Annotated in this window: 11 protein-coding genes and 3 pseudogenes; 3 read left to right on the top strand and 11 right to left on the bottom strand. The window is 60.9% G+C overall.

Annotation, left to right across the window (positions count from 1 at the left end; all coding sequences use genetic code 11):
- Nucleotides 1-124 precede the first annotated feature (124 nt).
- The 4 genes from J5N58_RS25230 to tnpA form a co-directional block, all read right to left on the bottom strand.
- Entirely contained in the window at nt 125-397 is a 273-nt protein-coding gene (locus J5N58_RS25230; RefSeq protein WP_057352977.1) for a hypothetical protein, read from the bottom strand.
- Nucleotides 398-450: 53 nt separating this feature from the next.
- Entirely contained in the window at nt 451-2121 is a 1671-nt protein-coding gene (gene tnpC, locus J5N58_RS25225) for an IS66 family transposase (protein WP_244714185.1), read from the bottom strand.
- A 69-nt stretch (nt 2122-2190) separates the two neighbouring features.
- Nucleotides 2191-2544: an IS66 family insertion sequence element accessory protein TnpB gene (gene tnpB / locus J5N58_RS25220; protein ID WP_057352979.1), complete on the bottom strand. Its 354-nt coding sequence runs from the start codon at nt 2542-2544 to the stop codon at nt 2191-2193.
- Nucleotides 2541-2930, bottom strand: a complete 390-nt coding sequence (gene tnpA / locus J5N58_RS25215; protein WP_057352980.1) for an IS66-like element accessory protein TnpA — start codon at nt 2928-2930, stop codon at nt 2541-2543. Before tnpA ends, tnpB begins: the two co-directional genes overlap by 4 nt.
- A 68-nt stretch (nt 2931-2998) precedes the next feature.
- Here tnpA and J5N58_RS25210 point away from each other — a divergent pair, with 68 nt between their 5' ends.
- The 3 genes and pseudogenes from J5N58_RS25210 (at nt 2999) to J5N58_RS25200 (ending at nt 5324) form a co-directional block, all read left to right on the top strand.
- Nucleotides 2999-3625: an IS6 family transposase gene (locus tag J5N58_RS25210; protein WP_244714193.1), complete on the top strand. Its 627-nt coding sequence runs from the start codon at nt 2999-3001 to the stop codon at nt 3623-3625.
- Nucleotides 3603-4133 (top strand): annotated as a pseudogene (locus J5N58_RS25205) (transposase); the annotation flags it as partial. The gene J5N58_RS25210 and the pseudogene J5N58_RS25205, both read left to right, overlap by 23 nt.
- A gap of 150 nt (nt 4134-4283) precedes the next feature.
- Nucleotides 4284-5324, top strand: coding sequence for an IS110 family RNA-guided transposase (locus tag J5N58_RS25200; RefSeq protein WP_244714162.1), 1041 nt, complete (start codon nt 4284-4286; stop codon nt 5322-5324).
- Between the two features lie 258 nt (nt 5325-5582).
- Here the strand turns inward: J5N58_RS25200 and J5N58_RS25195 are convergent.
- From J5N58_RS25195 to J5N58_RS25165, 7 genes and pseudogenes are all read right to left on the bottom strand, one after another.
- Nucleotides 5583-6542, bottom strand: a pseudogene (locus tag J5N58_RS25195) (IS30 family transposase); the annotation flags it as partial.
- A 251-nt stretch (nt 6543-6793) separates the two neighbouring features.
- Entirely contained in the window at nt 6794-8167 is a 1374-nt protein-coding gene (locus J5N58_RS25190; RefSeq protein ID WP_244714191.1) for an ISNCY family transposase, read from the bottom strand.
- A gap of 281 nt (nt 8168-8448) precedes the next feature.
- Nucleotides 8449-8544: pseudogene (locus J5N58_RS26040) on the bottom strand (autoinducer-2 (AI-2) modifying protein LsrG); the annotation flags it as partial.
- Between the two features lie 289 nt (nt 8545-8833).
- Entirely contained in the window at nt 8834-9355 is a 522-nt protein-coding gene (locus J5N58_RS25180) for a MarR family winged helix-turn-helix transcriptional regulator (protein WP_244714155.1), read from the bottom strand.
- Nucleotides 9356-9520: 165 nt separating this feature from the next.
- The gene (locus tag J5N58_RS25175) at nt 9521-11281 is read right to left on the bottom strand and encodes a thiamine pyrophosphate-binding protein (RefSeq protein ID WP_244714153.1); all 1761 of its coding nucleotides are present in this window, start codon (nt 11279-11281) and stop codon (nt 9521-9523) included.
- A 49-nt stretch (nt 11282-11330) separates the two neighbouring features.
- Entirely contained in the window at nt 11331-12260 is a 930-nt protein-coding gene (locus J5N58_RS25170) for a DMT family transporter (protein ID WP_244714150.1), read from the bottom strand.
- A gap of 79 nt (nt 12261-12339) precedes the next feature.
- Complete coding sequence (locus tag J5N58_RS25165; RefSeq protein WP_244714140.1) at nt 12340-12783, bottom strand: hypothetical protein; 444 nt, start codon at nt 12781-12783, stop codon at nt 12340-12342.
- Between the last annotated feature and the right edge of the window lie 10 nt (nt 12784-12793).

The raw sequence follows: 12793 nt of genomic DNA, 5'->3' as shown, positions 1-12793 counted from the left end.
TGGAATTACACGCGCTGAACGGCCTCAGCTTGCCGCTTACGATGAGCACGCCGACCATAAGCTACAAGAACCACCGTTTCCCACCGCAGATCATCGGTAAGCGCTGTTTTGAGGGCACGTCGGTTTAGGCTTGACGGAAAGGGATAACGTTGTTGCCGCGCATGAACGCGAGGGCACCTTCTGCCTCGATGGTTTTCACCGCTAAGTCACGCGCGACTGCATCGGATTCGAATTGCTCTTCCCAGACATGACTGGTGTTGTTGTGATCAACAACCTCAAGGGTCCAGGTCTTGTCGGTTTCCAGGCGGAAGATGTCGATTGAGAAGGAATAGCCATCAACGACGATCCTCTTGCTCTTGCCAGAAGTCACCAGATTGGGTTCGTCGTCGTCGATCATGTCGCAGGCCCAGCTTTAGTAACACGGCGAGTATGCCGTTGGAGTCCAACTCGTCAAGCGGCTGGCATGGCGGCGCTTGTGAAGTTCCAGGGCAGCAATTCATCGATCCGGCTTTGCTTGTGGCCATTGACGATGGCGGTGAGCGTCGTGGTCAAGTAGGCCTGTGGATCGACGGCATTGAGCTTGCAGGTCTCAATGAGCGAGGCGATGGTCGCCCAGTTCTCTGCTCCGGCATCATGACCAGCAAAGAGTGCGTTCTTCCGATTAAGGGCAATCGGACGGATGGTCCGCTCTACGCTGTTGTTGTCGATCTCGATGCGGCCGTCGGTCAGGAAGAGCTTCAAACCATCCCAGTATTTGGCGATATAGGCCAAAGCGTCGCCAAGCGGAGATTTGTTTGCGACGCGGGCACAATGATGCGCGAGCCACGTTTGCATGTCGACAACCAGCGGTGCTGATCGTTCCTGTCGTCCGGCGAGGCGAGCCTCCGGATCAAGGCCTCGCAACTCGGTCTCGATCCGATACAGCTCACCGATCCGTTTGACGCCTTCCTCCGCAATCGGGGCTGCTCCGTTGCGGGTAATCTCCACCAGCTTGCGCCGAGCATGGGCCCAGCAGTAGGCAAGCCGGATATTCTGACGAATCCGGTCTGGTGCGACCAGCCTGTTGTACCCGGCATAACCATCGACTTGCAGAACGCCGGAGAAGCCCTCCAATATCCATTCGGCATGAATGCCACCGCGACCAGGCGCATAGGTGAATGCGACACCTGGCGGAGCACCGCCGCCCCAAGGGCGATCATCTCGCGCCAGCGCCCAGAAGTATCCGGTCTTGGTCTTGCGGGAACCTGGATCAAGAACCGGAGCACGGGTCTCGTCCATGAACAGCTTGGCTGAGCGCTTCAGGTCGGCTATCAACGCATCGAAGACGGGACGCAGTTCATAGGCTGCCCGACCGACCCAGTCAGCGAGCGTGGATCGGTCGAGGTCAATGCCCTGGCGGCTCATGATCTGCGCCTGCCGATAGAGCGGAAGATGATCGGCATATTTGGAGACCAGCACATGGGCGACGGTCGCTTCCGTCGGCAGCCCAGCCTGGATAAGGCGAGCCGGGGCTGGAGCCTGAACGACACCGTCAGTGCAGGCACGGCACGCGTACTTGGGGCGACGGCTGACAATGACACGGAACTGTGCCGGGATCACGTCCAGCCGCTCGGAGACATCCTCGCCAATGCAGTGCATGCAACCACCGCAGGCGCAGATCAGGCTTTCTGGCTCAATCACCTCCTCGATACGCGGAAGATGCTTTGGAAGGGAGCCGCGATTGATCGCCCGTGGCTTGCTAATCCTGTTTCCTGCAGGAGCGTCCGCCTCATCCTCGGCGTGGATCGCGGCGATAGCCGTCTCTNCCCGTGGCTTGCTAATCCTGTTTCCTGCAGGAGCGTCCGCCTCATCCTCGGCGTGGATCGCGGCGATAGCCGTCTCTAGGTCTTCCAGCGCCAGGTCGAATTGGTCAGGATCGGTCTTCTCGGATTTGCGTCCGAAGGCGGCCTGCTTGAACGCTGCGACCAGCTTCTCAAGGCGTTCGATCCGCTCATCCTTGCGGGCGATATGCTCGTCTTTGCTGGCTATCGCGACGTCCTTGGCCGCCTCGCGTGCCTGCGCCGCGATCAGCAGCGCCTTTAGGGCGGCAACATCATCGGGAAGGTCGGCGGCATCAAGCATGGCCGGAAGCTACCAAATCCCGAGCCGACTTGCCCTCGGAATTTGCCGTGCTGAGTCATCGTGCCGCAGCTATTCGATGGCCTCCGGCGTCCTCGTCTGGACAGCATGAACCCGCCGCCAATCAAGTCCCGCAAACAGGGCTTCGAACTGGGCGTGGGTGAGCGTCATTAGACCATCTTTGATGCCGGGCCAGGTGAACGTGTGCTCTTCTAGCCGTTTGTAGGCCATGACGATCCCGGACCCATCCCAGTAGATGAGCTTCAAACGGTCCGCCTTGCGGGACCGGAACACGAAGACCGTTCCGGTGAACGGGTCCTTGTGCAGTTCATTCTTCACCAGCGCCGCCAAGCCATCATGACCCTTGCGGAAATCTACGGGTTTGGTCGCCATCATGATCCGCACGCGGTTTGACGGAAAGATCATGTTGCCGCCGCCAAGGCGCGGGCGATGGAAGCGATCCGGGACGCAGACGCACCTTCCTCAAGACGGATCGTTACAGCGCCAACAACGATCTCGGTCCGCGAGACGGCTTTGACCGTCGGCGGCTCCAGCGCGGGTGTCCCGACAACCACGGCCGCAAACTCGACCGCGTCTTCTGGCTCAGGCAACACCAGCTTCCCCTGCCGTGCCAGTGTTCGCCAAGATGACAGGTGGTTGGCCTTCAGCCCGTAGCGCCCCGCTACTTCATTCACCGTCGCGCCTGGTCGCAAGCTCTCGGACACGATCCGTGCCTTGACCTCGTCAGGCCACTGGCGATTGCCTTCGCGTCGCCTACGTCCTGTCGTGAGAACCTCCAATGTAGTCTCCATGGAGAAACTCCCTTGTCGCTCGTCCATGGAAACTCGATCACAGATCAAGCAACAGCGGGCAACGTGGGATCAAAACGCCGGTTACGATCATCGCCCATGCGGTCTGGCTGTATTTCCGGTTCCCGTTAAGCCTGCGGCTGGTGGAAGAAATGCTGCTGGAGCGCGGCATTGTCGTGTCCTACGAAACGATCCGGCGCTGGGGCCGGAAATTCGGTGCGGCCTACGCAAAGCGACTGCGCAGAAAGGCGCCGTCGCGAGAGGATATCTGGCATCTGGACGAAGTGGTCGTAACGATCGGCGGGCGAAAGCATTGGCTTTGGCGAGCCGTCGACCAGGACGGATATGTTCTCGACGAGATCGTGCAGACCCGTCGAGACACCAAGGCTGCCAAGCGATTGCTGATCAGGCTGCTGAAGAAGCAAGGCCTCGCGCCAAAGAGGATTGTCACTGATAAACTGCGTTCATACGGGGCGGCAAAGCGAGATGTGATGCCGACCGTAGAACATAGATCTCACAAGGGCCTTAACAACCGTGCGGAAAATTCCCATCTGCCGCTGCGAAAACGAGAACGAGTGATGCAGGGCTTCCGATCCGTCGGCAGTCTGCAACAATTTGTCCCCGTGTTTTCAGCGGTTAGAAATCATTTCGTCCCATCGCATCAAAAACACTCCGCTCGTCGTCTCCGATGCCCATGAGGGCATCAAAGCCGCAGTATCGAAGGTGCTTTCCGCCACCTGGCAGCGCTGCAGGGTTCACTTCATGCGCAACGCGCTGGCCCATGCTGGAAAGAGCGGACGCCGTGTTGTCTCCGCCTTCATCGCCACGGCCTTTGCCCAGGACACGTCAGAGGCTGCAAGTACCCAATGGCGTAACGTCGCCGACCAGATCAGGCCGAAGGTGCCCAAACTCGCCAGTCTCATGGACAGTGCCGAGCAAGACGTGCTCGCTTACATGACCTTTCCCAAGCAGCATTGGGCCAAGCTTCACAGCACCAATCCAATCGAGCGTCTCAATGGCGAGATCAAGCGACGCACCGAGGTCGTCGGCATCTTTCCAAACGACGATGCCATCGTCAGGCTCGTCGGCGCACTGCTGCTCGAGCAAAACGACGAGTGGGCTGTTCAGCGATCCCGCTACATGACACTTGAGACCATAGCAGCAATGAGCGATGATCCGCTCATCAGCCTGCCAGCCGCAAGCTGATTAATTCCCGGCTCTGTCCGGAAGGCACGGCGATCGCCGAAGCTACACCACATAGCGTAATCGCTCAGGGCCTAGCCTTCCAGGCGGCGGCTCTCCACACTGTCCCTTGTCAACTGTGGCCAGTGTGCCGAAGCTATGAGGAGAACCGCCATGAAGTATTATGCCGGACTGGATGTCAGCCAGCAAACGACCTCAGTCTGCATCGTTGATGACGAGGGCACTGTTGTTGCCGAACGGAAGGTAGCATCTTGCCCGGAGGCGATTTGGGAAGCGCTTGAGCCGTTCACAATAACCCGTGCAGGGCTGGAAACCGGTCCCCTGTCGGTCTGGCTATGGAATGGATTGAAGGAACGCGGCGTTCCCATCGTCTGCATGGATGCTCGCCATGCCAATGCGGCCTTAAAGATGATGCCTGCCAAGACGGACCGCAACGACGCCATCGGCCTGGCGCAGATCGTTCGTACGGGTTGGTGCAAGAGCGTTCATGTCAAGTCAACGGCAAGCCACGAAGCTCGGGCGCTCCTTGCCACTCGTAGCCAACTTGTACGAACCCGCTGTGACCTGGAGAACCAGATCAGAGGTGTCCTTCGCACCTTTGGTATCCTGTTTGGCAAACGGGTTGGTGGGTTCGCCAAGCGAGCCGAGGAAATCATCGACGGCGCGCTCCATGCTTCGCCGACAATCCAGGCTGTCGTGGAAGCACTGATGCGGGCACGTGCCAACATCCTTGAGCAGATCCGTCATCTCGAGGCGAAGGTTCGCTCGCTAGCGCAGCAGAACATCGTCGTCAGACGGCTAATGTCGGTCCCTGGTGTCGGTGTAATCACTGCGCTCGGCTTCGCCGCAACCATTGATGATCCGATACGATTCAAACGATCATCCAGCGCCGGAGCCTATCTTGGGCTGACACCTCGCATCTACGCCTCTGGTGAGACTATGAGATCGGGCCGGGTCTCAAAGCGGGGTGACGACTTTCTTCGACGCAGTCTATTTGAGGCTGCCAACGCGCTCCTGACAAGGATCCCGCAGTTCTCCGCTTTGAAGAGTTGGGGATTGCGCATCGCGCGGCGCGGCGGCTATCGCAAAGCTAAAGTTGCCGTGGCTCGAAAACTCGCCGTCATCCTTCATGCCATGTGGGTCTCCGGCGAGCCGTTCCGTTGGTCATCGCACGACCCGAGCGAGCTCGCATGAGCTACACCGAATATTCTGGTTAGCTGAGACCAGCGAGATCGTCCGGTCAGGACGATGGCGCAGTCGAGACCGATCCCACGAATGCGAGTGCTGGTTCGTCCAGATAACCGCGAACACCACATTGGTCGACTGAGCCTATCCAACGCCATGATGAGGCGGTCAAAGTGCCGACCTCGAAGAGAACCATGAGCCTGACCAGCGATGCCCACTGCGACCAGCTTGACAACCGCGATTAGAGAACTCCATGGGACACGATCGGGTTTTGTATCCGAGGCATTTTCGCGGTTGATCGTTGAGATGGCGGGCAAGGTGGGTCAGGTCGCGCTGAGAGACGGCTGCCAGATCTGTCTTGCTTGGCATGAAGCGGCGAATGCGTTTGTTAGTGTTTTCTATGGCTCCCTTTTGCCACGGCGCACTTGGGTCGCAAAACCAGCTCCTCGCACCAATGCCGTCTTCTAAAGCCCTGAACCCGGCAAACTCGGTACCGCGATCAAAGGTGAAGCTCTGGCGTGCAAAGGCTGGCAGCGGAGAGAATGTTCCGATGATCTTGTCCATGATCGGACGGGAGTGCCGGCTTTGGTTCTTGATCATCACGGTATAGCGGCTCTTACGCTCCACGAGAGTGGTGACATTGGCATGGCCAAGTGGACGTTCGAAGATGAGGAGGTCTCCCTCCCAATGTCCAAACCTTGATCTATCTCCAATGAAATCAGGTCTTTGGGATATCCTGTGAGTGGCAGGAAATACACCGTCGCGCGGCTTCCTGGAGCGCAGTGGACGGCGTTTGCGACGCGCTTCCGGTAGATACTGATAAAGGCCCAGCTCATAAGCCTCCTTGCTGTAGATGAAGCGATAGATTGTCTCTTTACAGACGCGGACGAGGCTAGGTCCGTCCAACAACAGGCGTCCGGCGATCTGCTCAGGCGACCAGCGTGCCTCCAATTGGTTGATGATCTCCGTGCGTAAGTCCGTGTGCCGCCGCAGCTTTCTCAGCCGGCGTCGCCGTTCTTTGGAGATATCGTGCGCTACCGTACTGTAGTAGCCGTCGTAGCCAGGCAGTTCGCGATCCTCAAATCTATTGCGCTTGATCTCGCGGTAGATGGTCGAGCGATGGCGGCCAAGCTGACGGGCCATTTCGTTGACGGGAGCTCTTGCCGCCACCAACTGATGTAGGCGTCGTCGGTCGGCTAGGGTCAACTGCGTGTAGCATCGGGACATGCCAAAATCTCCAAAGTAAAGCCATTGAAATTACTGGCATGTCGCACTTGGAAATAAAATGTACCCGGCTTCACAGCATGTGACGGCAAGGTTGAAATGTCCGTCGAGGTGCAAAGTAGAAATGTCCGAGAAGTCGCCGCATGGGACGAGGACCAGCCCCGATCTGAGCGGCTGATCCCGGTTGCAAGATCAGATCGGGGCGGGTGAGAACCACCCCTCGGCTTTAGCTTTGAGGCTATTCGAACGAGCATTCACTCTGCGGCTTGCTGTCGCAACAGTGCCTTCTCATGTCGCGCGATGATCGCCGGATCGTTTATGTAATCTGTCCGGGGACCGGGTTTCCGGCCACGCGGTTTATAGCCAATCTTCTCGCTGTTGGTCTTTACGTCCGGCTTCGACTGCTGATCCTGGCGTTCCTTGATATAGGCCAGAACATCACCCAGTCGCTTGTTCTCCGTGATCGCCGCATGCGTCACCCGCTGGTCCTTGTCGAACACCGTGTAGGGCAGGGAATACCCTTTCCAACGCACGTCCAGGCGACCGTCCGCATAGGCATAGGTCTCGACATAGCGACCAACCAGCCCCCGCGTCACATCGGTCTCCTGCAGCATGATCCGCTTGCGCTCGAACGAAAACGCCAGCTGCGCTCCGACATAACGTTGCTCGCGCTTGCACAGGATCTCCGCCAATCGGTCCGGCCCCAGATTGATCGGCCGGTGCAAATCATCGGACCGGGCAGGGACCACCGCAAACCGCCTGTTGTAATCCTCCATGAAGCCCGGCAAGAACGCATTGCCAGCCTCCATATCGTCGATGCCAGCCAGCCGCAGCTCCTTGACCAGCCGATCCTGCAGCGTCCGATTCATCCGCTCGACGCGGCCCTTGGCCTGGCTCGAATTTGCGCAAAGAATCTCGATGTTTAACTCGCAAAGTGCACGCCCGAACTGGGTCATGCCCTGGCCACCCCTGGCATCCTTCTTCGCCACCCGGAACACCGAATGCTTGTCCGAGTAAAAGGCGATCGGTGCGCCGTGACGCTGGAGATAGAGATCTAGCGCCTCGAAGTAGGTGAAGGCACTTTCCGAGCGCACGAAGCGCAATTGCATCAGCCTGCCAGTCGCATCATCGACAAACACCAACAGCGAGCATGGCGGTCCGCGATCCTCGAACCAGCGATGCTCCGACCCATCGATCTGCACCAGTTCGCCATAAGCTTCGCGGCGCAGACGCGGCGGATGAAACGTCCGACGCTGTTTGCGTGACAACCACAGTCCAGCCTCGGACATCCAACCGCGCACCGTCTCGCGCGACACGCGCAAACCATCGCGTTCAGCAAGCTTCTCCGTCGCCAAGGTCGGACCGAAATCCGCATAACGTTCGCGCACCAGCATCATCGCATAATCCCGAACGCCGTCGCTGATCCGGTTGTTCGATGGCCGGCCGATCGCCTTGTGCCGGATCGACGCCGCGCCGCCAGTCCGTATTCGCTCCAGAAGCCGGCGCACCTGGCGCTCGCTCACGTCAAGCACATGCGCCGCTGACACCGTCGTCATCCGTCCGCCGGCGACCTTCGATAAAACCTCGATCCGCCGCAGATCGCGCTCGCTCATCGCTATCAATCCCATCTGCAATCTCCCAGGCATCATTCAGACCCGGGGAGTGTGACATTCCAACTTTGCAGAAACAGGACATCCCAACTTTGCGGCTACACAGCAAAGTCGCATAACCCAAATTATGGAACTTCCGGACGAGCAGGATCCAATGTTAGCCTCGGCTCAACGGTTGGGGGTCAATAGGTGATGTGCTCTTCACGGAAGCCTCGAGGCGCGGCGTTGAGCCCCTGGCGCTCTCCATGATCCGCAACAACCATGCCCTGAGGATCTGCTCTCGCAACGACCGCCGGAGCTCAGGAAGCCAAGAAGTCAGCCATCTCGGCATCATAGAACGTTTTAGTGCGCGGACCAGCCAAGATCGGATCGATGCGTCGCACACATTCCTGAAAGCCTGCGGCTATCGACAGAATGTCTACTCTTCGCCCAAAGGCGCGGACACGCTGGTCATCACCGGCTGCACTACCTCGAGCTGAGTGCGGGCTAAGGCAGTGGATGCGCTACGAACTGCTTCCGCCTTATCGTGGCGCGTGAGGCGATCGATGATCGCAGGCTGGCGGCACGTGAGTAGACTTCGCTGGACCTGCAGGCCACGTACGCCGACGTGAGCGCACTCGACGCGGCGCTCCTGTGCAAGTGACCGGCGCGTAATATCCTGCTCCCGCTCCTAGGCCCGCCCGGTCAGAAGCTCGAGCGCGTTGCGGGCACCTTGATCCCCCGCTCGGCGGCCTCGCTCTCGTCCGCTTCGAGGTTCGTGATGATCGTGAGGAGGCTCTTCCGTAGCACGCGTACCTCTTCCTCCTCGAGCCCCTTGAGCGCGCTCAGGTTCACATCATGCGCCATCGGCTCCAACCGGTCGCGCAATTCCCAGCCCTTGCGCGTGAGGAAGATCTGCAGCGTGCGCTTGTCGCCTTCCATCTTCCTGCGCGTGATGATGCTCTGCTTTTCCAGCTTAGTCAGCGCGGAATGCGCCGTAGGCTCGGTCAGGTGGGCTCTCTGGCTCAGCTCGCGCTGCGACAGTCCGTCATTGTACCACAGGATCCGCAGGAAGATCCACTGACCAAAGGTCACTCCTTCGCTCTGGAGGCGCATCTGCAACGAACGGTTAAAAGCCCTAGCGGCGAGACGGACGAGTCGCGCGAGGCGTTCTTCAGTCAGCTTGGGGTCATACACTTCATGCCCAGAGGGCGCGGTCTCATCCATATTCCACACAGTTCTCGGTCGGCCAGAACAAAAGCCGCGCCGCCGGCTTCGTGCCGGCGGCGCGTGAGAACATAAGTGATGAATTCGCGTGCAAGACGCAAGACCTTGATGCCTTTTCAACCTTTGCGTCGCGCACACCCTCAAGCCTGATGTCCGGGCGTTCGCTCAGCCCTGGTGTTCGGCGGTCATGCCCTCGGCCATCTCCTTGACGTAGCCGCGCAGGATGCGGGCATCGATGACGACGGCCTTACCCGCACGCACCATCGTCAATGCCTCGGCTAGGGCCGACTCGAACTCGGCCACTGTCGAAACCGGCCCCAGGCCGTGGACACCCTGTGCCCGGGCGAGGCCCGCGATGTCGATGTCTGGCTCATCGATGGCCTGTCCGATGTGCTTGTTGACGACAGGTCGGTCGCGAACGCGCGCGACGCGTTCCTGGTGGATCTCGTCGTTGAAATATGAGCGGTTGTTGGCCACAACGATTAGCATCGGCACCTGGTGGTGCGTGCCGGTCCAGAGCGCCGTCGCGCCCATGATGAAATCCCCATCACCAAGCACCGCGACCGGCATCCGGCCGCTGCCCTTTAGCGCCAGCGCCGCGCCGACCACCATGCCTGGCCCCGAGCTGATGCCGGCGCCGCCGTCGTAGCCTAGGTAATCCAATGGCCCAGTGAAGTCGCAGTGGCGCCCGTCCCAGCCTAGCGGCAGGCGGACCAGCGTGTGGGCATCGTTGACCATGCCCGCGCGCAGCACATGCGCGAGGGCGTCGAGCGACAGTACGGCCTCCGCCTCCTGCCCGTGCGGGGCGGGCGAGCTGCGCGGCGTCTGGGTGGTGGAGTCGAGACGCAGGCGTTCGCAGAGCGCCGAGACCAGTGTGTCGGGTTCGGTCAAAATTGTGAGATCGCTCGCCACCACGTCCTGGTGATCCATCGACCAGCCGTTTGTGAGCAACGGCTCCAGAGTTACGTTCACTACCCGCGCGCTATCGCGCAGCGTTGACTGCGAAAGCGTCCCCGCCGGATCCACCCAGTCGAAGCAGACCACGAGGTCCGCTCCCGACAGCACCTCGGCCGCGTCCGCCGAAAGGAAGAAGCCCGGCGCCCCCGCGTGCAGCGGGTGGCGCGTGGGGAAGGCTGCGCCGGTCTTAATGTCGGTGATGACGCGTGCGGCGAAATGCTCGGCCAGCGCCACGCGGCGGACCCAATCCGTCCCATCGCGCGAGACTCGGCCCACCAAGAAGACGGGCGCCTCGGCCTCGGCAAGCATCGCAACGAGGGCATCGATCTGCGCCGCGCTGGCCGCGGGGGCATCGGGCGCGGCATGGCGCGCGGGATCCGGCAGCGTGGGCATGGTGTCGATTGCGCTTTCTTGCACCGTCACGTCGAAGCACACATAGGTAGGGGCCATCGGTGCCGATGTCGTGATCGTCATTGCCCGCATCAAAGAGGAGAGCGACGCCGCTAGCGAAGCCGGCTGATCATCCCACTTGATGTAAGGCCGCACCACCGCAGCCTGGTCTCGCGAGGTGTGGAGCCAGTCGATCCAGGGCCGGCGCTTCGCCGCGTCGACCGGCCCGGTAGCGCCAAGGATCAGCATCGGAACCCGGTCGCACCAGGCGTTGTAGATCGCCATGGCCGCGTGCATCAATCCAACGTTCGCATGCAGCACCACGGCTAGCGGCTTGCCGGTGATCTTGGCCCAGCCATGCGCGATCGAGACCGCATGCTCCTCGTGCAGGCACAGCAGGATGTGCGGGTCCTGGTTGCCCAGGTAGTTGACCAGGCTGTCATGCAGGCCGCGGAAGCTGGAACCTGGGTTCAGCGCCACGTAGGGCATGTCAAGACGGCGTAGCATCTCGGCTAAGGCGTCGCTACCGTAGAGCGTATTCAATTCGCACGGGGCGGGGCAGTCGGTTTCCCTGATCATGGCTCATTCACTCCCAATTTTGTTTCTGTCATCTTGTGGGCTGCTACTGTCAGGCCCGGGCAAGGGCCAAAACAATCACCCCCGCCATGGCTAGTATTGACCCCACAGCAAAGTCTGGACCAGGCCGGGCCTCCGTGCGCAGCACCCAGGCCGCCAGCCAGGCGGCGAGGAACATCTCGATCGTGCCGATGATGGCGACGGCGGTGACGGTCGTGAAGCGGAGCGCCACAAATTGCGCCGTCTGTCCTAGTGAAATTGAGGCGGCAGCGACCAGCTGCCAGCCGGTCGGACGGCGCAGAACAGCCGCGAGCTGGCGGCGGTATTCGGGACTGAAGGGCGCCGCGGCCGCGAAATAGGCGAAGGCCGCGACCGCGCCGATGAAGGCGCCGAGAAGCGGGTCGGGCAGCCAGCGCATGGCGAGTTTGCGCGTGACGTAGGAGCCGCCGTAGCTGGCCGCCGATAGCATCGCTAGGATTCGCCCAGCGTTGCGCTCGCGCGAGGCGCGGACGGCGTCGGCATCCTCCGCGGCCGCGCGCCCCCGCGCCATCACGACCACCAGCGCAACGGCGGCGAAGACCAGCGCAAAGGCCAGCGCGCTGGCGGCGGTCAAGGTCTCTCCCAGGAAGAAGATGGCAAGCACCGCGGCGAAGACCGGGATCAGGCGGCGGATCAGGCCAGTCTCGATCGCACCCGCGAGTTCGATCGAGCGGAAGAAGAAGATCCGCCCTAGCACGGTAGCCAGGATGCCCGCCACCACGAAGATAGCGACGCCGACCCATACATCCGCGTCCAGCGGTGGCAGCGACGGCCCGACCATGAGCCACAGCCCTCCTGAGAACCCTGCCGTGAGGACGATAGACAGCAAGACGGCGTTCCCCCGCCCGCCGTTCTCGCGCGCGTTCTTGGTGGCGGCCACAGACCCGAACGCGTAGCAGAAGGCGGCGAGAATGGCGAAAATCTCGCCGACAATGGGGATCATTATGTACTATCCACCGTGGAGCTTAGGGGCACGGGTTGCGGCGCAAGGCCCGAAGACTCCTTACAACGGGTGGGCCGGCTCAGGCCGCACCCTGCAGTTCGCGCAGAAGCCGCGCCGAGGACATGACTTCGCGCATCGGCAGCGTTTCCTGGGTCGCGTCCAGCTCGGTTGAGTAGCTGAGCCCATGACCGTCCCAGAACCACCAGTAGACGATATCGCCCTGCTTGTCGCGGATCGGCATGCGGAAGGTCGGGAAGTGCCGCTCTCCCTCGGGGAGCGCTACCTCGCCCACCTTCTGATGCGCGAGGCCCAGCCGGTCCAGCGCCTGTTCCAGTGGGATCATTGCGGTGACACGCGGGGCGCTGGCGGCATAAGCCGCTAGGTCGGCGGGCCGTTGGGCTTGCACGCCCTTCAGCACGCGGACTACAGGCGGGTAGCTGTCGTGGCCATGCGTCAGGTGTACATAGACGAAACCTGAATCGGTGCGGATCTCAATGATGTCGCCGGGGTGGTAGCGGGTCATGGGGCCTCTT

The sequence above is a fragment of the Paenirhizobium cremeum genome (assembly GCF_022884085.1).
Lineage (GTDB): Bacteria > Pseudomonadota > Alphaproteobacteria > Rhizobiales > Rhizobiaceae > Allorhizobium > Allorhizobium cremeum.
This window is presented reverse-complemented; position numbering and strand designations above follow the sequence as displayed.